Genomic DNA, 25,757 nt, shown 5'->3' on the forward strand with positions numbered 1-25,757 from the left:
CCAATGAAGAAGTGGATAACGGGTATCGCAGTACTGTGGTTAGTAGGCTGCAGCAGTAAACCGATTGGTTTAAATTACTATTTGCTGCACGAGCCAACTTTGGAAATGACAGAGTCCAGCCGCGATATTAGCGACCAGCCAACCCTGTTTTTGCGTTCACTCAGTGCCCCGGATTACCTCAAACAACGTAACCTGAGTTTGCAGCTCAGTGACAGCGAAATACACTTCGCTCCCAAACACGTGTGGGCTGAACCCTTTGACCGCGATTTTAAGATGGCATTGAGTGAATCCTTTTCTGTAAGCCATAAAATGCGACTTCGAATGCAAAGTAAGTGGACAAATCCTGTCCAACCAGAGTACATTTTAGACATCCAGTTGGACGATTTTATTCCCACCTACGATGGTAGACTCGTTTTGAAAGGAAAATTCAGGCTGGAAAAAGACGGGGTGGCACCGCAGATTATTAAGTTTAACTATCTGTTGCCTCTCAACAAGGATGGTTTTGCCTATTCAGTATCGCAAATGCGTTTGCTGATAGATAAACTTACCAACGATGTTGTGACAAGAGTTGAAGCTGTTAGATAGTTCCTACCAATTCATAAAACACCATTTCAATAGCCTGATTAGCAGCGGCTACCGAGAGGGGCTTGACGAAGAAACGAACCGCAAAATTATGGTAATAAACCTTTTTGCAATTGTGGGGATGTCCATCACTCTGGTTCTAGGTATTAAAGCCCTGCTAAATCAAAGTTATTCGTTAGGAGTTGTGTTGCTCTCCTCTGCTTCCCTATTTGGATTATGCAAAGGCGTTCTGCTTCACAGCAAACTAAAACACAGCCATATTATAGCCCCTACGCTGCTAGTGGTTTGCCTGATGAGCCTGATGCTTTACCTGGTTATATTTGGTGGTGTGGCGGGCACCGGACCTTTATGGATATATGTTCTGCCTCCGGTAGCCATGTTTTTTGCAGGGGTATTTTACGGTGTCATAACCATTTGTCTCTTTATGGCCTTATGCACTTTGGTCTTATTTTATCCAGATGATACGTTGCTTGTTACCAGTTATACCCATGAGTTTAAGGTCAGGCTGTTACTGTCTTTTGCCACCGTTACTTTTTTGTCAGCTTTTTATGAACATAGCCGTCAGACCAGCTTTACCATTATTCGTGATATCAGTGAAAAATTTGAGCGACAAGCATTATTTGACGCCCTGACCGACCTTCCAAACCGGCGCGGCATTCAAAATTTTATTGATCACGAAATTAATCGCGCCAAGCGCCAGCAGGAACAGGTAACCTTGATTCTGTGTGATATAGACCGCTTTAAACAAGTTAACGATACTTACGGCCATGACGGCGGAGATTTCGCTCTGAAGCATGTAGCCAAACTGTTCCAAGAGGTTATTAGGGATCAGGATGGCGTGGCTCGCTGGGGAGGCGAAGAGTTCCTGTTTGTTCTACCTACTACAAATGAAAACAATGGCCTCGTGTTGGCCGAAAAAATCCGTGAAAAACTCCAATCAACGCCGATACAAGTCCAAGGCACCTCACTAACAATCACCGCCAGCTTTGGCGTTGCCCAAATCAACCTGGCGAAGGGATTAAACAATGCCCTATCATTGGCCGACAAAGCTCTCTACCAGGCAAAAGAAAAGGGTCGCAATAAGGCCTTAAGTGCGTCATCATTAACACCATAAAACGATGAGCTTTCGCAGCATTACTTTTTAATAGTTGGTTACAATTATAAAACGATCCGATGGCTAACATCGCTCATACTATACATTCGAATGAAAGCGTATCCAGGGTCAAAGGAAGTACAAAATATGAAATTGATAAGAGTAATCTTACCAATAGCCATCATTGTTCTGGGGATTGGAGCAATGAAAACCGTTACCGCATTGGGTGACACCGCAGAAGAAAATGAGTCGGTTGATACCCGTCCGACCGTACAGGTTACACAGTTAAAGCCTGAGTCCTTTGCGATCAATATTGAAGCTTTCGGCGAACTTGCGCCTTTAGAAAGCACCCGCCTTGCGGCTCAGGTGAGCGGAGAAGTAGTCGAGTGGAATCCGAAATTCGTTGCCGGCGGCATTGTAAAGCGCGGCGAAACGCTGTTCTCGATTGAAAAAGATACTTACACTGCGGCCCTGCTGCAAGCGGAGTCTGCACTGGCTAATGCTCAGGCTGCCCTGATAGAAGAAAAAGCCCTGGCCAATGTTGCCGAGCGAGAAGCCGCCACCTTACCCAATTCAAGAGTGACCGATTTATACCTGCGCAAGCCACAGATTTTATCTGCCGAAGCAGCGGTTAAGGCCGCACAGGCACAAATGAAAATTGCTAAACGCGATCTCGCCAATTGTGAGGTTGTTGCGCCCTATGACGCACTGATTGTTAGCCGTTCCATTGGTAAAGGGGATTTTCTGACCGTGGGAACCTCCGCCGCCACCTTGTACAATGTGGAAATAGGCGAGGTCACTTTTCCTCTGGCCCGATTCGACCAGGCTTTCCTGCCGGAGGTCCTCAACGGTACTAAAGCAACAGTGTCCTTGCTGAACGGTACTACCGACGAAATTAAACGCTCTGCTACTATTGTTCGCGATTCAGGTATCTACGACAGTGCGACCCGCATGACGCACCTGGTGGCCAGAATTGTCGACCCTTACGGATTAAGCTCGCAACAACCGGTTCTGCGCTTTGGTGCTTACACCAAGGTTTCTTTTAACGGTAAAACCATTGATAACGTTTACCGTATTCCTCAGGAACTGATAACCCGACGCCAACTCTGGATCCTGGACGATGCCGACAAACTGGTGGCAAAACCGGTTGAAGTAGTACGTGAAGTGGGCAGTGAGTTTTTAATTCGGGTCGATATAGCCGCTGATGACCGCATTGTTATGACACTGCCGGAGTATCCGCAGAACGGAATGGCCGTGAAGGTCATTGAAGGTGCCGATAAGCTTGTCGCAAAACAACCCTAATCAACGGAAACCAGCGTAATGTCAGATCCATTAAACCCTCAAACCGGGCTTATTTCGTGGTTTGCCCGTAATTCGGTTGCCGCCAACCTGCTGATGGTATTCATTCTTATAATGGGTGCCTTCGGTTACAAAACCATTCAACGTCAGATGTTTCCGAATATCGAGAGAAACTTTATCAATATCTCGGCGCAGTATCGTGGCGCGTCACCGCAGGAAATTGAAGAAAGTATCCTGATCAAGATAGAAGAAAGCCTGAAAGACGTTAGCGAAATTAAACGCACGGTATCCCGCGCGTACAGAAACAGCGGCCGGGTGTCGCTGGAAATTGATAAAGATGAAGAACTTACTGATGTGTTGGATAAGGTAAAACTGCGCATTGACAGTATTGCCACCTTCCCGGCCGATATGGAGCCCGTCACCATTTCTCAGGCGGAGTTTCAGCAGCAGGTGTACGAAATGGCCCTGGTGGGTGATATTCCCCTGGAGGAATTAAAACCTATCGCCAAGGAAATTGAGGACGATTTACTCCAGTTAAGTAACGTTTCTCTGGCCAATGCCAGGGTGCCAAGTGATGAAATCGCCATCGAGATTAAGCCTGAGCTGCTGCGCATGTATAATTTGACTATCTCAGATGTTACTAGTGCCATTAATCAGTACTCTGCCAATATTTCAGCCGGTCAGTTACGTACTGACGCAGGCCTGGTCTCTGTGCGTATTGAAAGTCAGTTTTATAATGGTGATGAATTTGCCAGCATCCCGGTAAAAATCGGCGCGGACGGTGCCAAAGTGGTACTCGCCGATATTGCGGAGATCAAAGACGGTTTTACGGAGGGTGAGCGATACTTCCGCTATACCGGACAAAACGCGGTATTGATCGCAGTGAATGCAACCAAATCGCAAAGCATTGTGCCGATTGCAGAAACAGTGAAAGACTTCATGGCATTTAAGAACAAGGAGCTGCCGGCCGGTTTAGAGCTGAAAGAGCTGGTCGACATGACCTATTACTTAAATGCCCGTCTGAACATGATGCTCAATAACCTGTTTCAGGGCTCGCTACTGGTTGCTCTAATGCTGACAATCTTCCTGCGTTTCCGCCTGGCATTTTGGGTAATGGTGGGGCTGCCGCTGTGTTTCTTAGGCGCGATTATGCTGATGCCAGTTTTTGGCGTAAGTGTGAATATCCTGTCATTGTTCGCCTTTATCATGGTACTGGGTATTGTGGTGGATGATGCCATAGTGATAGGTGAAAGTGCCTATACAGAAATAGAACAACGAGGGACCGGAGTAGAAAACGTTATCCGCGGTGCCAAACGCGTAGCGACACCCGCCACTTTCGGGGTGTTAACTACCATCGCGGTGTTCGCACCGTTTACCCTCAGTAGCGGTCCTGACGGTGAATTCTTCTACAATATCGCTATTGTTGTGATTTTATGCCTGGCCTTCAGTCTGATTGAATCCAAATTAATCCTGCCTGCGCACATCGCCCACATAAAGTTCAGCGAAGTAAAACCTGATGGCTGGCGTGCCCGCTTTAACGCTAAATTTAATCAGTTTGTTCATGGCCCGTATCGCCGCACTGTCGAAAGAGCCGTGCAGTGGCGCTGGGCTGTACTGGCGGGGTTTGTTGCTATGCTGATGCTGAGCTGGGGGCTGGTTGCCGGTAATCATGTTCGAATGATACCGCAACCTAAAGTGCCACATGACTTTCCGAGTATCGGCATTGAAATGAACGAAAATGTGTCGGATATGGCGACCATTGAAGCATTGAAAACCATCGAGTCAGTGATTTGGCAGGTAGAAGAAGAGACCATCAAAGAATATGGCTCTGGCATGATCAAAGATTTGCTGGCGTTTAACGAGTCCCGTACCGAAGCGCGATTGGTTATTCCTCTGGTCGATGAGGACGCACGCCACTTTAATACTTTTGAACTGGCCCGTAAATGGCGCGAAAGGATCCCTGAAATCGCCGGAATGAAGAGCTTCAGCATTGAAGACGATGTGAACGGCGGCGGTGATAATGGCGAGTTTGGTTATCTGCTATACGGTGCCGACATTAAATCTCTTAACGAAGCGGGATTACGCTTTATTCAAATGTTACAGCAGGAAAAGGGCCTTTATGATGTAAGCTCTACCATTGACCCGGCCAGCAAAGAAGTTCGAATGGAACTGTTACCGGCAGCCTATGAGCTCGGCCTCAATCTGCGTAGCATTGCCAATCAGGTTGGCCTGAGCTTTTACGGCGGTGAAGCCCAGCGGGTGATCCGTGACGGCGAGGAAGTCCGGGTGATGGTGCGTTATCCGCGGTTAACCAGGGAGCGCTTTTCTGACCTAAAATATACCGTTATTACCACACCGGAAGGTGATGAAGTAATGTTAGGTGACGTGGTTACTCTGAGTGAAGAGCCCGGCATCAGCTACATTCGTCGCGAAGAAGGCTACCGCTCGGTTTATGTCTGGGGTGCCATCGATGAAGAACAGGTTGAACCTAACGAGGTAGTGGCCAGTATTGACGAAAAACTGCTGCCCCAGCTGTTCGAGGAGTTCCCCAATGTACAAACTCAACTGGGCGGCGACATTGAAGAGCAACAGGCTCAGCAGAACGAACAAATCATGTTCTTCGTGGCTGCCATGATCATGGTGTATATTCTGCTTGCGGTACCGCTGAAGAGCTATGGCCAGCCGTTAATCATTATGTCGGTGATCCCATTCAGCCTGACCGGTGCCATCTGGGCTCATTACCTGCTTGACCTGGACCTGAGTATGATGTCGACCTTCGGCTTAGTTGCCGCAGCCGGGGTAGTCATTAACGACAGCCTGGTAATGACGGATTACATCAACCAGAAACGAGTGGAGGGACACTCCATCCTACAAGCCGTTCGGGAAGCCGGTTGTGCTCGATTCCGTGCGATTACTCTGACATCCATCACCACGTTTGCCGGTGTCATGCCAATTCTGTTTGAAACCAGTTTGCAAGCCAAGTTTGTTATCCCAATGGCGGCTGCGCTGGGCTCAGCAGTATTGTATGCCACACTCGTAACGTTATTATTGGTACCTTGTCTGTATTTGATTTTGCAGGATTTAACAATTCTCTTCCGCAAATTCTTCGCCCTGTTTCCATTAATAAAAAATAAGCTGACAGGGAAGACACCCCAGCTTTCCTGAGCCAGTAGATATCGGGTAGCACGGTTGTTCTGACCGTGCTGCCTGCGACCTTTTCAGGTAAACTTCGCCACCATTAATAACAGATTACCCTGACATTGTTCGACCGAGGAGACCTTATGGCTATTACTATACGCCCCGCTCAAATCTCAGATACCGAAACCATCTTACATTTCATTAAAGAGCTGGCGATTTACGAAAAAGCTGAGCACGAAGCGAAAGCCACACCACAGCACATTCACAATACCCTGTTTTGTGAAACGCCCCATGCACATGGCCTGATCTGCGAACATGAAGGGCAGCCTATTGGCTTTGCCATTTACTTTTTCAGCTACTCTACCTGGCAGGGCCAATACGGCATTTATCTTGAAGACCTTTATGTTTCACCGCAAAGCAGAGGACTCGGCGCCGGCAAACAACTGCTAACCCACCTGGCTGGCATTGCAGTGGAAAAAGACTGTGGCCGTTTTGAATGGAGTGTGCTGGATTGGAATCAGCCCGCCATTGATTTTTATGAATCACTGGGCGCTAAGCCTCAGGGTGAGTGGATCCGCTACCGCCTGGATGGAGAAGCTCTCAAAGCGTTGGGTAGCCAGGCCTGAGCCAGTAACTAATGGCTAGCGGCGCTTCTCCACCGAAGCGCCAAAATAGCGAAATATATCCCGCCAACTGACAATACCTAGAGGTTTTTCCTCCTCATCAATTACCGGCAGACAGGAAATTCTATGCTGGTTAAATAAACCAATAGCTTTCACCATGGTGTCGGTAACTTTTAGGGTAATGACATCCCGGGTCATTATCTGATGCACTTTGCGCTCCAGGGTAGCCCGGTCACGGATGCGCTCACTGATACTGTTGATAAACGGACTGATCGCTTTCAGGTAATCCCGGTCTGATACCACTCCCACCAGCTTTTCATCCTCAACCACCAGCAAGTGATGAAAGCTACTGGCATCGAATATCCCTTTTACCACGGCCAGTGAATCATCCATTTGAACAGTCACTATGCGGTGGGTCATGACACTGGGTATACTCATTTAATACTGCTCCGGGATTAGCGACAATAAACGGCCAAATGACTCTGTTTCATCGGTGGAAATATCCACTTTACCGTGTGATAGTAGTTTATATAGTCTATGACAATATAACAATTCGAAGGACGTCAAATGACCTCTCGCCTCTACCAGCGATTCCTTAATCATCCTTACCTGATTATTCTGTGTAGCAGTATTCTGATTGTCACGCTGGCAGCAGGTGCACAAAACCTGTATTTCCGCGGCGACTACAAGACCTTTTTTCGCGAGGATAACCCCCAACGAGTAGCATTCGAAGAAATGCAGGATATGTTTAATAAAACGGAATCGGTAAATATTCTGGTTGTTCCGGATTCAGGCAGTGTATTTAATGCCACCACCCTGGATTTAATTCAATCCCTCACAGAAGAAGCCTGGCAAACCCCCTACTCCATCCGCATTAACTCCATTACCAATTTTCAGCATACCTATGCTGAGGGTGACGATTTAATCGTGGATAAACTCTACCCTGACTGGCAAACCCTCACACCTGAAGTCATCGATAATATTGAACAAGTCGCTCTGAGTGAACCTGATGTGGTGAACAGGCTGGTTTCACCGGATGGCCAGGTGGCAGTTATCAGTATAACTGTACGCATGAGCGATGGCGATCAAACCCCTGAAGTGGCTGAAATTGGTGATTTTGTAAAAAATATTAAAGCCCGGGTCGCCGAGGAGCACCCTGATCATATGCTGTATCTAACTGGTGTGGTCATGCTTAATGATGCCTTCCAGATTGCCGCAAACGACGATGCTGCAACCTTAGTACCGGCTATGTTTGCCGCTATAATTGTAATGATCGGAGTGCTGATGCGCTCCATTTTTGCCGCCATTACCACTCTGGTTATCGTAGCAGCCGCCATTGCCGCAACGATGGGATTTGCCGGCTGGAGCGGTTTCTTTTTAAGTGTATCAACGGTCAACGTTCCCACCATGGTGATGACGCTGGCAGTGGCTGATTGTGTGCACGTGACTGCCTCCTGGTTTCAACATATGCGTGAAGGTGAAAGCCGCGATAAAGCCTTACATAATGCGCTGGTACTAAACTTTATGCCGGTGGTCATCACGTCGGTTACCACCGCTATCGGCTTTTTAACCCTTAACTTTTCCGATGTCCCCATTCTGGCGGACTTGGGTAACCTCACGGCGATGGGTGTAATGCTTGCCTGTGTGCTGGCCCTCACACTGTTGCCGGCAATGCTAAAGGTTTTGCCGGTTAAGCCTCCGCGTCAAACCAGTACCAAACCACTGCCCTGGCTCACCGGGCTGAGTGAATGGGTGATCAGCTATCACCGCCGGATATTACCCTACAGTGCAATCGTTTTTGTTACCGCATTGATTCTGGCTTCAACTAACCAGTTAAATGACATTGCTATCAAGTACTTCAGTCAGGATAACACCTTCCGTCAGGCGGCAGATTATCAGTCTGATCACCTTAGCGGCCTCGCCACCATTGATTTTGCCATTTACACTGACGAAATATCGGGCATCAACAGGCCTGAAGTCTTAACGTCGGTTCAGGCGTTGACAGAGTGGTTAAGGGCACAGCCGGAGGTTGATCATGTTTCTTCCATCAGTGACACCTATAAAAAGCTCAACAAAAACATAAATTACGATGATGACAGTTTTTACCGGTTACCACTTGATGCGGAGCTGGCCGCCCAGTATCTATTGCTGTTTGAAATGTCTCTGCCCTATGGTCTCGATTTAAATAATCAGATAGACGTCGACAAAGCCGCAACCCGAATTAGCGTGACGCTGGATAACCTTGGCAGTAAAGAGCTCACAACCTTTGAACAGCGCGCCAAGGACTTCTTTCACAAACTGGCACCGGAACTCAGGTTAACCGCGGCAAGCCCGGCTTTGATGTTTGCTCATATTGGCGAAACCAATATGCAAAGTATGCTGAAGGGGTCTCTCACTGCGCTGGTGATCATTTCAGTGCTGCTAATCTTTGCCTTGAAATCACTAAAACTGGGCGCGATCAGCCTGGTGCCTAATTTGCTGCCAGCAGGGTTAGGTTTTGGGATCTGGGCATTGCTTTCCGGTGAAATCAATATGGCACTTTCGGTGGTACTCAGTATGACGCTGGGGATCATTGTCGATGACACAGTGCATTTTTTATCGAAGTATAAAAAAGCCCGAGAGCAAGGTAAAAGCGCCGAAGAAGCGGTGCGATATGCTTACAAAACCATTGGTCAGGCGCTTATTGTAACGACCACAGTGCTGACCGTTGGCTTTGGTATTCTTAGCCTGTCCAGTTTCGCGCTGAATTCAGACATGGGCCTGCTGACCGCCATTATTCTGGTTGGTGCGCTGATCATTGATCTACTGTTTTTGCCCGCGTTTTTACTGTGGCTGGATACCGACAGAACGGCCAAAGCTCACTCATAGATATCAATATGCGGAGCATCAGGGTCGTGATCATGCTCCGGCGTTTCACCATGACTATCGTAGAGCAGCTCTTCTTCGTCATCCGGCACTGGTGCAGCAGATTGTTTGTCAGCTTGCTCGCGAGGCTGTTGTCGGGAAGACTCCTGCTCTTGACGTGGTGCTTTTTCATGCACCTTATACTGCTCCTGCTCACTGATCAGGCGTTCTTCATCATGGGTTTGTTTCTCATCTTCAGACAGGTGCTTAGCCCGGGTTTCCTTACTGACCCGCTTGACCTTTTCGTCGACTACCACCGGCACCTTGCCTTCCCGTGGCAAAACCGAAAACAATAGATCGTTACTCATAACAATCACCTCCCAACCTTTGCCTCAACTATACGCCTTTATGTATAATTATTCACCAGTTTAGGGTATTCATTCCAAACTAACAGGCCTTATAACCATTTATTAGAGTATATTTACCTGCAAAAGTTGCAAAACACTTGCAATGGCTGCGCGTCTTGGCTATTGTTTGCGCGTCTAAATTAATGAACACATTTTTAAACATGATTAAACGCGCCGCCATTCATCACCACCATCATAAAGCATAACCTTTCAGGTTTGTGCTGGAAGGTTGTTGTTTTCCTTCCAGTGGCGCAGATAAAGCATATCGACCCCCGGAAGGAAACTTCCGGGGGTTTTTCGTTAATGGCGCACCAAATTCAGGACTAATTAGAGGATCATCACCATGAGTGATAACAGCAGACTGCGAATTGCAATTCAAAAATCAGGTCGCTTGAGCGACGACAGCATTGCACTTCTTAAAGCTATAGGCATTAAACTCAACATTCGCGATCGCCTGCTGATTGCCCATTCTACCAATGAGAATATCGACCTGCTGCGGGTGCGCGATGATGATATTCCGGGCCTGGTTATGGACGGTGTTGTTGACATGGGCTTTATTGGTGAAAACGAGTTAGAAGAAAAAATGCTTGAGCGTCAGGCAGCGGGTAAACCGGCAGACTTTGAAGTTCTACGCCGTCTTGATTACGGCGGTTGCCGTTTATCACTCGCTGTACCTACCGAGATGAACTACAGTGGTGCTGCATCACTAGCCGGTAAAAAAGTGGCTACCACCTACCCCTACCTGCTTGAACGCTATTTCAAAGAACAAGGCATTAGCGCTAAAGCGGTAATGTTAACCGGCTCAGTAGAAGTGGCTCCACGCGCTGGTGTGGCCGACGCCATTTGTGATTTGGTATCAACCGGTGCCACTCTGGAAGCCAACGGCCTGCAGGAAGAAGAAGTTATCTTCCGTTCTAAAGCGGTGCTCATCCAACGTGCCGATGGTGAAATCAATGAAGAAAAACAAGCACTGATTAACCGTCTGGTCCCCCGTATTGATGGCGTAATGCAAGCCAAAGAAAGCAAATATATTATGCTGCACGCGCCTAAAGCCTATCTGGAGCAGGTAAAAAGCTTACTGCCCGGCGCTGAGAATCCGACCGTACTGCCTTTAGCAGGTGGCGACGACACGGTGGCAATCCATGTAGTCAGCCCCGAGAATCTGTTTTGGGAAACCATGGAAAAACTGAAAGCATTGGGTTGTAGTTCCATTCTGGTTATGCCAATTGAAAAAATGATGGGTTAAAGCGAGGCTAATCCTATGATTAACTGGTCTACTCTGACTTTTGCTGAACAAGTTGATGCGCTGGCTCGCCCGGCGATGGCCGACAGCGCCAAACTCAAAACTACGGTGGCAGACATCCTTGCTCAGGTGTTTGCACGGGGTGACGAGGCGGTACTGGAATTTACCCGCCGTTTCGACTCACCGGCGCTTACCAGCCTGAAACTCAGTATTGAAAAACGTGATGAACTGGCTGCACGCGTTACGCCTGAAGTGCAAGACGCCATTCAAACCGCCTTTGCCAATGTAAAACAATTCCATGAAGCCCAGTATCCGCAGGATATCCGGCTTACCACTACGCCAGGCGTAGTTTGCGAGCAGCGTTTTACTGCACTGGAAGCTGTTGGGCTATACATTCCTGGTGGCAGTGCCCCCTTACCCTCCACGGTAATGATGCTGGGCGTACCGGCTTTGGTGGCTGGCTGTGAACGCAAAGTACTCTGCACACCGCCTAATGCTGAACAGGAAATTGCCCCTGAAATTGCCTATGCCGCTAAATGCTGTGGGATTGGCGAAATTTATCTGTGTGGTGGTGCTCAGGCTATCGCCGCCATGGCGTTTGGTACCGACACTATTACTAAGGTAGATAAAATATTTGGCCCCGGAAACAGCTTTGTCACCGAAGCCAAACAACAGGTCAGCCAGCGCGCTGATGGTGCTGCCATTGATATTCCTGCCGGGCCATCCGAAGTTCTGGTGCTCGCTGATGAAAGCGCCGACGCCGACTTTGTCGCGTCTGATTTACTTTCCCAGGCCGAACACGGCCCTGACTCACAAGCTATCCTGGTGACTAATAGTGCTGATCTGATTAAGGCTGTAGAAGCAGCCGTTGCCAAACAATTAGCCCAGTTATCGCGCAACAGTATTGCCAGCAAAGCCATGCAAAATGCCCGTTATATTCTGACCGGCTCAGTAAATGAAGCCATTGCAGTGAGCAATCAGTACGCCCCCGAACACTTAATTGTGCAATGCGATAACGCCCGGGGTTTGCTGCCGCTAATTAAACATGCCGGCTCGATATTTTTAGGCCCGTGGTCGCCTGAGAGTGCCGGCGATTACGCCTCTGGCACCAATCACGTATTGCCTACTTATGGCTACGCCAGAAATTACTCCAGTCTCGGACTGCTGGACTTTATGCGCCGCTACACTATTCAGGAGCTCAGTGAAGACGGCATGCGCAATTTAGGCCCGGCCATTATGCAACTGGCCGATGCCGAAGGGCTTGATGCTCACCGCAATGCGGTAGGGTATCGGCTGGATAAATTGAACAAGCAAAACGATTAACTTACAGAGACCGCTATGACAAGCAAACTGGTTGATACTTTAATCAACGCCAATCTGGTGCCGCTGAAACCTTATGAGTCAGCGCGCCGGTTATTTTCCGGTGGTCAGGACTGGCTGAATGCCAACGAGTCGCCTTTTGCCAACCCTTACAATATTGATGCCGGTAACTTTAACCGTTACCCCTCCTGTCAGCCCGACAGCGTCATTAACGGCTACGCCCAATATGCCGGCGTAGATAAGTCACAACTCATTGTGACGCGCGGTGCCGACGAAGGTATTGAGCTGTTAATTCGCACCTTTTGTACGCCGGGTGAAGACAATATTCTGATTTGCCCACCCACTTACGGCATGTATGCTATCAGTGCTGAAACCTGTGATGTAGGCATTAAACGTGTACCATTAAACAACGACTTTAGTCTGGATGTAGATGGTATTTGTGCCACAGATAACGTTAATCTGGTATTTATCTGCGCGCCTAACAACCCAACCGGCACTCAGGTTAGTCAGGCTGATTTAACTGCCGTGCTTACGCACTTCGCCGACACCGCCCTGGTGGTGGTAGACGAAGCCTATATTGAGTTTGATATCGAAAACACCTGGGCAACGAGGCTGGCAGACTATCCGAATCTGGTCATCCTGCGAACGCTTTCTAAAGCCTTTGCGCTGGCCGGATTACGCTGTGGTTTTACTATCGCCAGTGAAGCGATTATCCAATCGCTGCTAAAAGTGATTGCGCCCTATCCCATCCCGGAGCCGGTGGCACAAATTGTGGCGCAGGCGCTAATGCCGGAGAATATTGAGCGAATGAAGCAACAGGTAGCGTTTTTAAATGAACAACGCAGTTCCCTGCAGGCAGAACTGGCCAAGCGGCCCGGCGTAGAACTGATTGGCGATGTTAAAGCCAACTACATTTTGTTCCGCCACGGCCACTGCGCACAAATTATGCAGCACCTGGTTAGTCAGGGCATGCTTATTCGCGACCAGTCAAAACAATTTAACCTGCAAAACTGCCTGCGGGTAACTATTGGCAGCGCTGAACAGAATCAGCGTTTACTTTCCTTATTAGATGCTTATTTTGAGCAAGCGGGAGCAGCACAGTGAGCCAGCAAGCTATTTTATTTATCGACCGTGATGGCACTTTAGTAGAAGAGCCCCCCATCGACAAACAACTCGACAGCCTGGAAAAGCTGGTGTTCGAACCCCAGGTCATACCGGTTTTATTAAAACTGAAAGCCGCCGGCTTTAAACTGGTGATGGTCACCAATCAGGATGGTCTGGGCACCGACAGCTTTCCGCAGGCCGATTTTGACCTGCCCCACAATGCCATGATGGCGGTGTTTGAAAGTCAGGGCGTAACCTTTGACGATGTGCTGATTTGCCCGCACTTTGATGAAGATAACTGTTCCTGTCGCAAGCCAAAGCTTGGCCTGGTAAAAGACTATCTGCAACAGGGTAAGGTCGACTTTACCCGCTCATACGTAATTGGCGATCGCAAAACGGATATGCAGTTGGCCGAAAATATGGGTATCAAAGGTATTCAGTACAGCCGTGACGGCATTAACTGGCCAGCTATCGAGAAGCAGTTACTGGCGTCCTCACGCATTGCTGAAGTGACCCGCACTACCTCTGAAACCGACATTCATGTACGGGTGGATTTAGACTCGGCGGCAAAGTCGAGCATTGCCACCGGCATGGGCTTTTTTGACCATATGCTCGACCAGATTGCCACCCATGGCGGCTTTGAGCTTCAACTGAAAACCAATGGCGATCTGCACATCGACGATCACCACAGTGTGGAAGATACCGCGCTGGCGTTAGGTGAAGCCCTGAAAAAGGCGCTCGGAAACAAACGTGGTATCGGTCGCTTTGGCTTTGCCTTGCCGATGGATGAGTGTCGCGCTGAGTGTATTATGGATATATCCAATCGCCCTTACCTGAAATTTGATGCTAAATTCAGCCGTGATCAGGTAGGGGAAATGGCCACCGAAATGGTCGAGCACTTTTTCTATTCGCTGGCGCAAAGCATGGGATTATCACTGCACTTATCTACCAGCGAAGGCAATGCTCACCATCAGGTAGAGAGCCTGTTTAAGGTATTTGGCCGGGCATTACGTCAGGCGATAACCCGTTCGGGTGATGCCCTGCCAAGCAGTAAAGGAGCCCTGTAATGACCCAGCAAACCATTGTTATTGTTAACACCGGTTGCGCCAATATTTCCTCGGTTAAATTTGCTCTGGAACGTTTAGGAGTGAGTGTTACGGTATCGGACGACCCGGCGGTCATTAAAGGTGCCGATAAGGTGTTTTTACCCGGCGTGGGTGCAGCGGGCGCAGCGATGACCAGCATTGCCGCCAAGCAGCTGATTACCACTTTGCAGGGACTCACTCAGCCGGTACTGGGCGTGTGCCTGGGCATGCAGCTTATGGTTGAGCAATCGGATGAAGCCACCACAGGCACCATCGATTGTTTAAAACTGTTACCCGGCCACGTTAAGCGCATGCAGGCGGGAGAACTACGTTTACCACACATGGGCTGGAATACCATTAGCCCGGTCGGCGACTCACCGCTGTTTAAAGGATTAGGTGAAGGCACCTATTTTTATTTTGTGCATAGCTTTGCCGTGCCTGTTTATGAACATACCCTGGCCAGCTGCGAATACGGCCAGACGTTTTCGGCAGCCATTGCTTACAATAATTTCTTTGGGGTGCAATTTCACCCTGAGCGTTCAGGTGAAGCCGGCGCGCAACTGCTAACCAACTTTGTGAACCTATAATTATGATTATACCTGCTATCGATTTAATCGACGGCGCCGTGGTACGACTCTACCAGGGCGACTATAACCAAAAAACCCAGTACACCCTCGACCCGGTTGAGGTAGTACACAGCTATGCTGATCAGGGTGCCCAGTGGTTACACATCGTTGACCTTACCGGTGCTAAAGACACCGACAAACGTCAGTTGGAACTCATTCGCGCCATGGTCGACACCAAACGAATGAAATTCCAGTCGGGTGGCGGTATTCGTGAAGAGCGCGAAGTGGCCCAACTGCTTGAATCCGGCGTGAGCCGCGTGGTGATTGGCTCTCTGGCCGTGAAACAAACCGAGCTGGTAAAAAACTGGGTAAACCAGTATGGGCCTGAACACGTTGTACTGGCACTGGATATCAACATCGACGATGACGGTAATAAGTTTATTGCTACCCATGGCTGGCAGGAAAACTCCGGTGTGTCGCTGGAGCAAATCCTCGAAGCATTTGCCGAAGTGGATGCTAAACACGTTCTGTGTACCGATATTAGCCGTGACGGCACGCTGAAAGGCGCTAACGTGGAGTTGTATACCGAAGTAAGTAAACAGTTCCCCAATGTATCCTGGCAGGCCTCTGGTGGCATTGGCGGCCTTGATGATATTCGCGCTTTACGCCCAACCGGTGTGGGCGGTGTTATTTTAGGCCGGGCATTACTGGAAGGTAAATTCACCGTTGAGGAGGCTATCGCATGCTGGCAAAACGGATAATCCCCTGTCTGGACGTACGCGACGGTAAAGTCGTTAAAGGCGTACAATTCCGTAATCACGAAATTATCGGCGACATTGTCCCGCTGGCCGAGCAATACGCTAAAGCAGGTGCCGATGAACTGGTGTTTTATGATATTACAGCCAGTTCTGATCAGCGGGTGGTGGATAAAAGCTGGGTGAGCCGCATTGCCCAGGTGATTGATATCCCGTTTTGCGTGGCAGGCGGCATAAAATCGGTGGAAGATGCCGGTCGTATTCTGGAAATGGGCGCGGATAAGATTTCGATAAACTCTCCGGCGCTGACTAACCCGGAACTGATTAATCAGTTGCATGATGTATATGGCCAGCAATGCGTCGTGATTGGTATCGACAGCTTTTATAACGAAGCCAACAATCAGTATGAAGTGTACAAGTTTACCGGCGATGAAAGCCGCACCCAGCAAACTGCCTGGCAAACCCTGGACTGGATCAAAGAAGTGCAATCACGAGGCGCCGGCGAAATAGTGCTTAACTGCATGAATCAGGACGGCGTGCGCAAAGGTTATGATATTACGCAGCTGGCAGCAGTACGGGAAGTTTGTAACATTCCATTGATTGCTTCAGGCGGTGCCGGTGCCATTGAGCACTTCACCAACGTATTCAAGCAAGCCGATGTCGACGGCGCGCTGGCCGCCTCGGTGTTCCATAAAGCCATTATTAACATCGACGAATTAAAAGCGACCCTGGTGGCTGCTGGTGTCCCCATGCGCCAGCGTTATACGGTTGGTGTATAAGGAATAACTATGAAAATTACACAAGACACCCAGGGCCAGTTAGCCTGGGAAAAAATGGATAATCTGCTGCCCGCCATTGTGCAGGATACAGTGACCGGAAAAGTTTTGATGCAGGGTTACATGAACCCGGAAGCTCTCGATGTCACCCTGAGCAGCGGTAAAGTCACGTTTTTTAGCCGCTCTAAGCAGCGTTTATGGCAGAAAGGTGAAACCTCCGGCAACACACTTGATTTGGTCAGTGTCAGCAGTGATTGCGACGATGATTCCTTACTCGTATTGGTAACCCCTAATGGCCCGACCTGCCATACCGGGGCAGAGAGCTGCTGGTTTGATGGCGAGGTTGCCGATTACACTTTTATTGGTGATCTGGAACGAGTACTTGCAGCTCGAAAGGCTGCAGATCCAGAGTCCAGCTACACGGCCAGTCTTTACCATAAAGGCGTAAAACGTATTGCCCAGAAGGTCGGTGAAGAAGGCGTTGAAACAGCATTGGCGGCAACGGTAATGGATAAAGAAGAACTGCGCAACGAAGCAGCTGACTTACTCTATCATTTAACGGTATTGCTCCAGGCCTGTGATATGTCGGTATCTGATGCGGTAAACGTACTCAGAGAACGCCACAAAGGCTAATGACCAGACCTAGAGAAAGGCTACCGGATGGTGGCCTTTTTTGTGACGAGTTACTGATAACCCAGTTCCCGGGCGGCAACCTGTAAGCGACTCACTAGTTCCGGCTCCATATTGCCATTAGCTGCCAGATAAGCCACTACAGACAAGGCAGGAATGGGCTGCACAACCTTAATATCCCCAGCCTGCAGGCCAGCCAGCTCGGCGGTGGTTTCAATCAGGTTCGGATCTTCAATTATTATATCGACAGTACCAAGTTTTAACTGCTGCCATGAGCACAGAATATCGGCACAAATCAGCAAATCACGACCTTCTACGAGTCCTTTGCTAACCAGCCATGACTCAGCGATATCACCTCGCTGCGCGGCTGCCGACAAGCCTTCTAAACTGAGTTGCTGACTAATTTGGATATCATCTCGTTTGGCAAGTGCCAGAATACTCAGGTTAAACCTGGCAACCGGAGCAATCCAGTGAAACCGGGCTTCCCGCTTTGGCGTTTTTGCAATGGAATAAACGAGGGCACGACTGGAGCGTTCAACATTGAGCATCGTTCTGGCCCAGGGATATATCTTGAATTCCGCAGTGAGGCCAGCATGAGAAATAATGTTGCGGACCCGCTCCGTGGCAATACCGCGAACCTGATCGTCAGCCTGATACTGATAAGGAGGGGACAATTCGGTAAACACGACCAACGAAGGCGTGTTAGCGAATACGCCTCCGATACTGAATCCGAATAAAAAAATACTACTGATTAGGTGGCGAAACTTCATTTAGGACAGCAACTCATAAACGATATCATTTAAGTGTAAACTGATAAGGCATTTTTGCCCAGTTTACGACCTGAAGAAGTCTGCTCAACAGACCAGCATACTACCAGCCGTTTACCCTCGACCAGATAGCCGTGACATCGCCGTCATTGCCAATCACATGATATTTCGAATACTGGGCTGCCGTGGCACAGGCATGAATAGGTAAAATACGTAGTAAACGGCCATAGCCAAAGACAGACTCTGGCGGCGTAAGGTTATCGCGATGACGGATAATACCGTGTTCCTGATTGGTAGCGCTCACATACCAGCCATCCAGCAGCTTGCCATGCTCATCACAAACCAATCCATACCCGCAGTCCTGTTGCTGTGATGCCGTTCCCTGATCGCGCGACAAAGCCATCCAGCCGGCATCCACAATCACCCAGTTCTTATCGGGCTGATGACCAATAACAGAAGTCAGCACTGACAGGGCAATATCATTGGTTTCACAAACGCCCAGTCCGGCCATAACACAGTCAAATGTGGCATACACGCCCGCCCGTAGCTCATTAATGCCGGTGTGATTTATGCCTGCCAGCGCCGTAGGGGTTGAACCCGCCGAGACTAATTCACAGGGTATACCTGCATGTAACAAGGTATTTGCAGCGCTCGCTATGCGCTCACATTCCTGTTGCCCCATAGCCTGCTGCGCGGCCCTGGAGTGACAATCATAAGAGGCGCCGGCATGGGTCATTATGCCGCGGAAATGAATATTCGGGGTGTTGGATAACAGCCTGGCGCAAGCAACCAGTTCAGTGGAGTCCGGCAACAAACCAGCACGGTGATCGTCCACATCAACCTCGAGCATCACTGACAAAGGTAATGTAAGCTCACTGGCATACTTGCTTAAAGCGCTCACGGCGACAAGGCTGTCGGCTATTACCGTAAAATCCGGCGCCAATCGCTGTATGGCGGCTAGCTGCGGGAATTTATTGGGTGAGAGCCCCACCGCATAAAGAATATCGGTATAACCGGCAGCGGCGAAGGCTGCCGCTTCCGCCAGGGTCGACACGGTAACCGGACCAGAGGCCGGCGCATAATACTCTGCCGCCTCCAGTGATTTAAGGGTTTTAACGTGCGGGCGAAGCGTAAGTTGCTCGCTGTCTGCGACGGCCTGCATTCGCTGGCAATTCGCCCGGAACTTTTCGAAATCGAGCAGACACGCGGGAGTTATCAGTTGAGCAAACAGATTCATAAAAACGGTAACCAGTAGATCAGTGTGAGGTTGGCGCTGGCCAGGCCAAACATCGACATCAGTGTTAGCATCATACCCGCTATCCTTTGCCAGGTCGCACCGACAGAATGCCGCAGCCCGTAAGCATGCAAAACGCGTCCAATTACCAATGAGGCACCAAACAAATGAATTAGCCAGGGAATTTCAGTGCTGATTTCCAGAATAGCCAGCAGCAGTAACGTGAGCGGTACGTACTCAGCGAAATTGCCATGGACGCGAACCAGTCGCTGCAGCACTTCATCACCGCCGTCACCCACACCAATTCGGTTGCTACGCCGGTGAATAATCACCAATGTGGTAATGTACAAATAGATAAATGCCAGAATGCTGGCATAAAAAGCAGTTACCGGAAGCACGATCATCTTTTCACTACTACCTTCTCGTTAGAAGGTGATCATTGTGACAGTGAAACAGGTAAAGGGTAAAGCACTGTTTGCGGCAAGACTTCGCCAGAGACAAAAAAGCCGCTGTTATTCAGCGGCTTTTAAAGAGTAATGGTAGCAAGTTTAACCCAGCAATTCGCCTAATTGCTGACTAACCGTCTCAACCGGTTTTGTACCATCCAGCTTATGGTAGGCACAGTTACCCGCTTCGGCTTCAGCACTGTAGTAATCCACCAGAGGCTGAGTCTGCTCATGGTAGATACCTAAACGGGCGCGTACGGTTTCTTCTTTGTCATCATCACGAATGATCAACTCTTCGCCGGTCACGTCGTCTTTACCTTCCTCTTTTGGCGGATTGTAGACAACGTGGTAAACACGACCTGACGCAGGGTGAACACGACGGCCGCCCATCCGATCGACGATAACGTCATCCGGCACATCAAATTCGATAACATGGTCAACTGCCACACCCGCTTCCTTCATGGCATCTGCCTGAGGGATGGTGCGTGGGAAACCATCGAGCAGGAAACCGTCTTTACAGTCTTCCTGAGCAATGCGCTCTTTTACCAGGCCAATAATGATATCGTCGGACACTAATTTCCCTTCGTCCATGACTTTCTTTGCCGCTAAGCCCAGTTCTGTACCAGCCTTAATCGCACTACGAAGCATGTCACCTGTAGAAATTTGCGGGATACCATATTTGCCCATCAAAAACTGCGCTTGTGTACCCTTACCGGCTCCCGGTGCACCGAGAAGTATAATTCGCATATTTGCGCTCTCCGCTTATTTATTTCATAACTGTGAGGCACTTTACACACTACCATTCGACGTGACAAGTACTCAGCCGGTCTTGTCTGCTGTCTTACGACTAATAGCGTATGTAAATTAAGCTATTGAACAATGTCGACACAAATCCTTAACAGCAATGCCATTTTTTGCTTTAACTCTAAGAAATACCAGCGTTCCCAGGAACCAGTAAGCGCCTTCAAGTATTAAGCATTCCTGCATGCTATCCATTGCATTATTAACCTGAAAAACTACCAATATAAACCACGCTGATAATTTATACCGCGAAAACTTCGCCGATTGCCGGGTTGATGTTGTCGACACTCTTTCAGGTTAGCCCAAAAAAACGGGCAGGTTATAACCTGCCCGTTGTGTTCAGTGCTTACCTGATAACTTACTTCGACAGACTCATCAGTAAGCCATTCAGGTTGCGTACGAAAGACGCCGGATCTTTAAGGCTACCCTGCTCAGACAGTGCTGCCTGATCGAACAGCACTTCTGTCCAGCTCTTAAATACCGTTTCGTCCTGTACGTCTGCCAGTAGTTTCACTAACTGATGTTCAGGGTTTAGTTCAAAGTGATACTTCACTTCCGGTACCGGTTGACCGGCTGCTTCCATCAGCTTCATCATTTGCGTGGTCATACCGTTATCGTCCGCCACAATGACCGCTGGTGAGTCAGTTAAACGGTGAGTGAATTTAACGTCAATAACCTTATCGCCCAGCGCCGTTTTAGCACGCTCAAGTACGCCTTCTACCTGCTTCTCGGCTTCTTCGTGGGCTTTTTTACTCTCTTCGTCTTCCAGATCATCTAAATCCAGGTCGCCACGGGCAATCGACTTCAGTTGCTTACCATCAAACTCGGTCAGGTGTTGCATTAACCACTCGTCGATACGCTCGCCCATCAACAGTACTTCAATGCCTTTCTTCCTGAAGATTTCCAGGTGAGGACTGTTTTTGGCTGCCTGATAACTGTCGGCAGTCACATAGTAAATCTTATCCTGACCTTCTTTCATGCGAGAGATATAGTCAGCCAGTGATACCGTTTGGTCACTGCTGTCGGTATGAGTTGAAGCAAAACGCAACAAGCCAGCCACTTTCTCTTTATTAGAGAAGTCTTCCGCCGGACCTTCTTTCAGCACATTACCAAACTCATTCCAGAACAGCTGATACTTGTCCGCATCATTCTTAGCCATACGCTCCAGCATTTGCAGTACGCGCTTAGTGCAACCGGTACGCAGTGACTGGGTGATCTTGTTATCCTGCAGAATTTCACGGGAAACGTTAAGCGGTAAATCGTTAGAGTCCAGCAGACCTTTTACAAAGCGCAGATACGTAGGCATAAACTGCTCAGCGTCATCCATAATGAACACGCGCTGTACGTACAGCTTCAGGCCATGGCTTTGCTCACGATTCCACAAATCAAACGGCGCTTTGCTTGGAATATATAACAAGCTGGTGTATTCGGTTTTACCTTCTACTTTGTTATGCGCCCAGCTCATTGGCTCGGTAAAGTCGTGGGAAACATGGCGATAGAACTCAATGTATTCTTCGTCGGTAATTTCAGACTTATCGCGAGTCCACAGTGCAGTGGCTTTGTTAACCGTTTCCCATTCACCCGGCTGGGCAGGGATTTTCTCGCCGTCAGGGCCATCCTGCTCATCTACCGGCGCTTTCCACATGCGTACCGGAATACTGATGTGATCAGAGTACTTACTGATAATAGAGCGCAGGCGCCAGTCATCGGCAAACTCTTTTTCGTCTTCACGCAGGTACAATGTGATCTCAGTACCGCGATCGGCTTTATCGATATCACCTACAGTGAACTCGCCTTCACCGGCAGAAATCCACTCGACGCCCTGGTCGGCTGCTTGTCCCGCGGCACGGGTACGAACGACCACCTTATCAGCAACGATAAATGACGAGTAGAAACCGACACCGAACTGACCAATTAACTGTGAGTCCTTGGCTTTATCGCCAGACAGTTTGCTAAAAAAGTCTTTAGTCCCCGACTTAGCGATGGTGCCCAGGTTGGCAATCACATCATCACGGGTCATACCTATACCGTTATCGCTGATGGTAATGGTACCTGCTTCTTTATCCACGCTCAGCTTTACGCACAGATCGCCATCATTTTCGTACAGGCTGTCGTTTTCCAGTGCATTAAAACGTAATTTATCTGCGGCATCAGCTGCGTTTGAAACCAGCTCGCGTAAAAAGATTTCCTTGTTTGAATAAAGAGAATGGATCATCAAATGCAGAAGTTGTTTTACTTCTGTTTGAAAGCCATGAGTTTCTTGATGGGCCACTTCAGCCATATACCAGAGTCTCCTAGTCAGTTTAATTATTTTTCAACAAGACAAGTGAGGTCTCAGGACAGAAAATTCAACGGTAAAACACAAAAAATTGTTGTTTGGGTGGCAAAGTGCTGGTTATACCATGGCTTCCTGAAATAGGTTTCGACGCCACTCAGAGTGACCGTCGACCTGAAAACGCGTGGGTGAGTGTATTGCCGTCTATGTATTCGAGCTCACCGCCAATTGGAACACCATGCGCAATTCGGCTGGCGGCAACATTATGCTTCTGACACAGCTGACCGATGTAATGAGCAGTGGCCTCGCCTTCAACCGTGGGGTTGGTTGCCAGAATGACTTCGGCGTATTGCCCTTCAGCAATTTGTTTTTCGAGAATATCCAGACCAATTTCAGCAGGACCAATCCCATCGATGGGCGACAGATGTCCCATTAATACAAAGTAGGTCCCTTTGTAAGCCATGGTTTGTTCGATTGCCATCACGTCCTGTGGACTCTCTACTACGCATAGCTGCTGACTGTCGCTACGTTGGGGATTCTGGCAGATTTCGCATAAATCATGCTCGGAAAAATTACGACACTGTTTGCAATGACCAATGTGCTCCATGGCATTGTGTAACGCAGCGCTGAGGGTTCTGCCCCCTTCACGGTTACGTTCAAGCAGCTGGAACGCCATGCGTTGGGCCGTTTTATTTCCCACACCCGGCAAGCAGGTCAGGCTATCAATTAACTCTGCCAGTAAAGGACTGTATTTCATAATAGTGTTACAACACAAATGGAAGCCTGATAAGGCATTGATGTTTAATGAAGCGGCAATAAATACCCTGCTCTTGGGCTATTTCATCAACCCAATTTCGAACGACACTATACAAGACCCGATTTTAAGCGTAAACCATTTACATCGGTGTATTTAGCGCTATAAAACTTATCAGTGAAGGCGAGTGTGCTGAGAGTGCTACATTGGCAGTGTATAAAGCTGCCGTTCAACCAACAAAATGCCGAAGTCACTGAGTTATTGTAAACCTCCCCCTAAAATAGCAACATGCCTTTTTAGAGTTCTTCGGCGTAAACTGAGCCAAGAAAGGAGAACTCATGATGAAAAAAATCTCGATACACAGCAACGCAGATCGTGAAGATCTTAAAGGAAGTGGAAGCCGGCAGACTGGTAAAAGAAGTCTGCCGTGAGTACTTAAGCGTGACTGATCCACGAGCATAGACTGATGAGAAGGTGCCCACGGCGGATTGAGTAAGGTTAGCTCTGCTTATTCAACGAATAAGTAACCTACGAGTACCACTGGGGCGACACTCGCCATAACAACCGACGACATTACTGCCTCATCCGGTACGTTAGCTCATTTATTTGAGTGAAAAAGATAACTAATTATGGACTGAAAGAGTGTTAGGGAAGCACTCGTTCAGGGTTGACAAAGGGAGTCATACCAACGCTTGCAGCATGCGCGCCCATGGAATGGAGCCGAAGGCGCAATGTAATGGGCGTCGCCGTGCCTGCACTGGTTAGAGCAATCATTGGCAACACTGCTTATTTTTTCTACCAGACCCGCAGTAACAAGGGTCATTTCGGCCTGTGTGCTTTTTAATGGACCGAATGAATTCCATCGCGAGCCTCTGCTTCTCGAGATGGACTTTATCAAGGCCGAGTTGGTCACCGTTTAAACGAGCCTGATCAGATCGGTTCTCTAAATCAACCATGTTGCAAACGACCTTGTCTTCAACCACCGCAACTGCTCTGGTCGGTAACCGTTGATTTACCACTAAATCAGCAACCGAATCGTCTGCCACAAAATTATGATAATCGAGTGCGGCTTCGGGAGGGGTAACGCACAAAAGTTCTCCGTTTTCATCTTTGACCACTACGTGCCCATGCAACTTAATAATCACCGACCCAAGCGCCGAGAAAATCCATCCGTACTGAATCGAGCCTGGGTAGGAGGCCAAATAGCTTTTCACGTTATCGAGGCAGTATATTCGCCTGCCCGAGGCCATAGGTTCAATCGGCACCTGAATCACAGGCCCGAGATTGAGTTTGTCCAAAAAGCTCGTAGGCAATTTCTTAGGAATGTGATAATTCACCGAGGTCTACCCTCCGGCTCTAACGCTTCAATAACCGGCGCAGCTTTGCTGCGTCCGGCGCCGAAGGCGCGTAGTTAATTGACTTGTTATATTTCACTTAACGCTTGCTGTGCATGAGCAACTGTATCTTGAACATTTAGACGTCCGCCAATTAAATAGCCTTCATCACAAATTATAGTAGAGGTTCCATCAACTGAAGCTGTAAGATTTCCGTTATTAACACTTAACTCTGCAACAAATTCTTGCTGCCTACGCCCCTCTCCCTTTAAGTAAGCTACATCATGTTCCCTCATATTTCTGACTAATCTTGCTTCAGGTAGGTTTTCCTTGTAAGTGCAATAAGTTTGAAATTTTGCAGTATCAAACTCTTCCAGTTCAGCCCCCCATTCCAATGACTTACCTACAGCAATAACGAAGAAATGTTCATATGTGCTCGTCAGCTCTAGATCTGCGCGATTATTGGAAAGCTCAATTAGAGTATTGCCAACACTAACCACGCCTTTGAGCCATTTTTTAAAAGAATGATTTACAAACCAGCTATCCATAGGCTTCCTTTGAAATATAACAACTTAATATAGCGCAACTTGCGCGTTTTTCTGCCACCGCATCGCTCACTTTTGTATTTTCATTATTAATACCAAACTATCTATCATATTGCTACATAAAGGAAAACTAGTG

At 48.5% G+C, this 25,757-nt stretch carries 24 protein-coding genes, 1 pseudogene and 1 other annotated feature; of the genes and pseudogenes, 15 read left to right on the forward strand and 10 right to left on the reverse strand.

Annotated elements, in window-relative coordinates:
- Positions 1-3 precede the first annotated feature (3 nt).
- From AC2T0J_RS23115 to AC2T0J_RS23135, 5 genes are all read left to right on the forward strand, one after another.
- Positions 4-585, forward strand: coding sequence for a PqiC family protein (locus tag AC2T0J_RS23115; protein WP_489808056.1), 582 nt, complete (start codon positions 4-6; stop codon positions 583-585).
- Positions 569-1,696, forward strand: a complete 1,128-nt coding sequence (locus AC2T0J_RS23120; protein WP_489808057.1) for a GGDEF domain-containing protein — start codon at positions 569-571, stop codon at positions 1,694-1,696. The genes AC2T0J_RS23115 and AC2T0J_RS23120 overlap by 17 nt, the downstream gene beginning before the upstream one ends.
- Before the next feature lie 126 nt (positions 1,697-1,822).
- Positions 1,823-2,977, forward strand: a complete 1,155-nt coding sequence (locus AC2T0J_RS23125) for an efflux RND transporter periplasmic adaptor subunit (RefSeq protein ID WP_489808058.1) — start codon at positions 1,823-1,825, stop codon at positions 2,975-2,977.
- A gap of 18 nt (positions 2,978-2,995) precedes the next feature.
- Positions 2,996-6,139 carry an efflux RND transporter permease subunit gene (locus AC2T0J_RS23130; protein WP_489808059.1) on the forward strand — a complete coding sequence of 1,048 codons (3,144 nt, stop codon included), beginning with the start codon at positions 2,996-2,998 and terminating at the stop codon, positions 6,137-6,139.
- Positions 6,140-6,255: 116 nt separating this feature from the next.
- Positions 6,256-6,738, forward strand: coding sequence for a GNAT family N-acetyltransferase (locus AC2T0J_RS23135; protein WP_489808060.1), 483 nt, complete (start codon positions 6,256-6,258; stop codon positions 6,736-6,738).
- A 15-nt stretch (positions 6,739-6,753) separates the two neighbouring features.
- Here the strand turns inward: AC2T0J_RS23135 and AC2T0J_RS23140 are convergent, their stop codons facing one another.
- Positions 6,754-7,173 (reverse strand): CBS domain-containing protein, encoded by a 420-nt coding sequence (locus tag AC2T0J_RS23140; protein WP_489808061.1) that lies wholly within the window; start codon positions 7,171-7,173, stop codon positions 6,754-6,756.
- 129 nt (positions 7,174-7,302) lie between these two features.
- On the opposite strand from AC2T0J_RS23140, the gene AC2T0J_RS23145 reads away from it, so the two are divergent.
- Positions 7,303-9,603, forward strand: a complete 2,301-nt coding sequence (locus AC2T0J_RS23145) for an efflux RND transporter permease subunit (protein WP_489808062.1) — start codon at positions 7,303-7,305, stop codon at positions 9,601-9,603.
- Here the strand turns inward: AC2T0J_RS23145 and AC2T0J_RS23150 are convergent.
- Positions 9,594-9,947 carry a hypothetical protein gene (locus AC2T0J_RS23150; RefSeq protein ID WP_489808063.1) on the reverse strand — a complete coding sequence of 118 codons (354 nt, stop codon included), beginning with the start codon at positions 9,945-9,947 and terminating at the stop codon, positions 9,594-9,596. The genes AC2T0J_RS23145 and AC2T0J_RS23150 overlap by 10 nt on opposite strands.
- Positions 9,948-10,167: 220 nt before the next feature.
- Positions 10,168-10,284 (forward strand) — a sequence feature (His leader region).
- 45 nt (positions 10,285-10,329) lie between these two features.
- Here AC2T0J_RS23150 and hisG point away from each other — a divergent pair.
- The 8 genes from hisG to hisIE are packed head-to-tail and all read left to right on the forward strand — an operon-like array spanning position 10,330 to position 17,468.
- On the forward strand, positions 10,330-11,232 hold the full coding sequence (gene hisG / locus AC2T0J_RS23155; protein ID WP_489808064.1) for an ATP phosphoribosyltransferase: 903 nt from the start codon (positions 10,330-10,332) through the stop codon (positions 11,230-11,232).
- A gap of 15 nt (positions 11,233-11,247) precedes the next feature.
- Positions 11,248-12,552 (forward strand): histidinol dehydrogenase, encoded by a 1,305-nt coding sequence (hisD, locus tag AC2T0J_RS23160; protein ID WP_489808065.1) that lies wholly within the window; start codon positions 11,248-11,250, stop codon positions 12,550-12,552.
- Positions 12,553-12,567: 15 nt separating this feature from the next.
- On the forward strand, positions 12,568-13,653 hold the full coding sequence (hisC, locus tag AC2T0J_RS23165) for a histidinol-phosphate transaminase (RefSeq protein WP_489808066.1): 1,086 nt from the start codon (positions 12,568-12,570) through the stop codon (positions 13,651-13,653).
- Entirely contained in the window at positions 13,650-14,720 is a 1,071-nt protein-coding gene (hisB, locus tag AC2T0J_RS23170) for a bifunctional histidinol-phosphatase/imidazoleglycerol-phosphate dehydratase HisB (protein WP_489808067.1), read from the forward strand. The genes hisC and hisB overlap by 4 nt, the downstream gene beginning before the upstream one ends.
- Positions 14,720-15,325 carry an imidazole glycerol phosphate synthase subunit HisH gene (hisH, locus tag AC2T0J_RS23175; protein WP_489808068.1) on the forward strand — a complete coding sequence of 202 codons (606 nt, stop codon included), beginning with the start codon at positions 14,720-14,722 and terminating at the stop codon, positions 15,323-15,325. The genes hisB and hisH overlap by 1 nt, the downstream gene beginning before the upstream one ends.
- A gap of 2 nt (positions 15,326-15,327) precedes the next feature.
- Positions 15,328-16,065, forward strand: a complete 738-nt coding sequence (gene hisA / locus AC2T0J_RS23180) for a 1-(5-phosphoribosyl)-5-[(5-phosphoribosylamino)methylideneamino]imidazole-4-carboxamide isomerase (RefSeq protein WP_489808069.1) — start codon at positions 15,328-15,330, stop codon at positions 16,063-16,065.
- On the forward strand, positions 16,047-16,838 hold the full coding sequence (gene hisF, locus AC2T0J_RS23185; RefSeq protein WP_489808070.1) for an imidazole glycerol phosphate synthase subunit HisF: 792 nt from the start codon (positions 16,047-16,049) through the stop codon (positions 16,836-16,838). The genes hisA and hisF overlap by 19 nt, the downstream gene beginning before the upstream one ends.
- A 9-nt stretch (positions 16,839-16,847) precedes the next feature.
- Complete coding sequence (gene hisIE, locus AC2T0J_RS23190) at positions 16,848-17,468, forward strand: bifunctional phosphoribosyl-AMP cyclohydrolase/phosphoribosyl-ATP diphosphatase HisIE (RefSeq protein ID WP_489808071.1); 621 nt, start codon at positions 16,848-16,850, stop codon at positions 17,466-17,468.
- A 50-nt stretch (positions 17,469-17,518) separates the two neighbouring features.
- On the opposite strand, the gene AC2T0J_RS23195 is transcribed toward hisIE, so the two are convergent.
- From AC2T0J_RS23195 to recR, 6 genes are all read right to left on the reverse strand, one after another.
- Positions 17,519-18,235: a substrate-binding periplasmic protein gene (locus tag AC2T0J_RS23195; RefSeq protein WP_489808072.1), complete on the reverse strand. Its 717-nt coding sequence runs from the start codon at positions 18,233-18,235 to the stop codon at positions 17,519-17,521.
- Positions 18,236-18,335: 100 nt separating this feature from the next.
- The gene (locus tag AC2T0J_RS23200; protein WP_489808073.1) at positions 18,336-19,469 is read right to left on the reverse strand and encodes an alanine racemase; all 1,134 of its coding nucleotides are present in this window, start codon (positions 19,467-19,469) and stop codon (positions 18,336-18,338) included.
- The gene (locus AC2T0J_RS23205) at positions 19,466-19,870 is read right to left on the reverse strand and encodes an MAPEG family protein (RefSeq protein WP_489808074.1); all 405 of its coding nucleotides are present in this window, start codon (positions 19,868-19,870) and stop codon (positions 19,466-19,468) included. The genes AC2T0J_RS23200 and AC2T0J_RS23205 overlap by 4 nt, the downstream gene beginning before the upstream one ends.
- Positions 19,871-20,014: 144 nt before the next feature.
- The gene (adk, locus tag AC2T0J_RS23210) at positions 20,015-20,659 is read right to left on the reverse strand and encodes an adenylate kinase (RefSeq protein WP_489808075.1); all 645 of its coding nucleotides are present in this window, start codon (positions 20,657-20,659) and stop codon (positions 20,015-20,017) included.
- 412 nt (positions 20,660-21,071) lie between these two features.
- Positions 21,072-22,994, reverse strand: a complete 1,923-nt coding sequence (htpG, locus tag AC2T0J_RS23215; protein ID WP_489808076.1) for a molecular chaperone HtpG — start codon at positions 22,992-22,994, stop codon at positions 21,072-21,074.
- 151 nt (positions 22,995-23,145) lie between these two features.
- Positions 23,146-23,745 carry a recombination mediator RecR gene (recR, locus tag AC2T0J_RS23220; RefSeq protein ID WP_489808077.1) on the reverse strand — a complete coding sequence of 200 codons (600 nt, stop codon included), beginning with the start codon at positions 23,743-23,745 and terminating at the stop codon, positions 23,146-23,148.
- A gap of 369 nt (positions 23,746-24,114) precedes the next feature.
- Here recR and AC2T0J_RS23225 point away from each other — a divergent pair.
- Positions 24,115-24,177 (forward strand): annotated as a pseudogene (locus AC2T0J_RS23225) (hypothetical protein); the annotation flags it as partial.
- A 335-nt stretch (positions 24,178-24,512) separates the two neighbouring features.
- On the opposite strand, the gene AC2T0J_RS23230 reads toward AC2T0J_RS23225, so the two are convergent.
- On the reverse strand, positions 24,513-25,079 hold the full coding sequence (locus AC2T0J_RS23230) for a YecA family protein (protein ID WP_489808078.1): 567 nt from the start codon (positions 25,077-25,079) through the stop codon (positions 24,513-24,515).
- An 86-nt stretch (positions 25,080-25,165) separates the two neighbouring features.
- Positions 25,166-25,624, reverse strand: a complete 459-nt coding sequence (locus AC2T0J_RS23235) for a hypothetical protein (protein WP_489808079.1) — start codon at positions 25,622-25,624, stop codon at positions 25,166-25,168.
- Positions 25,625-25,757: the final 133 nt, after the last annotated feature.

Source organism: Alteromonas sp. ISO5 (assembly GCF_058105165.1).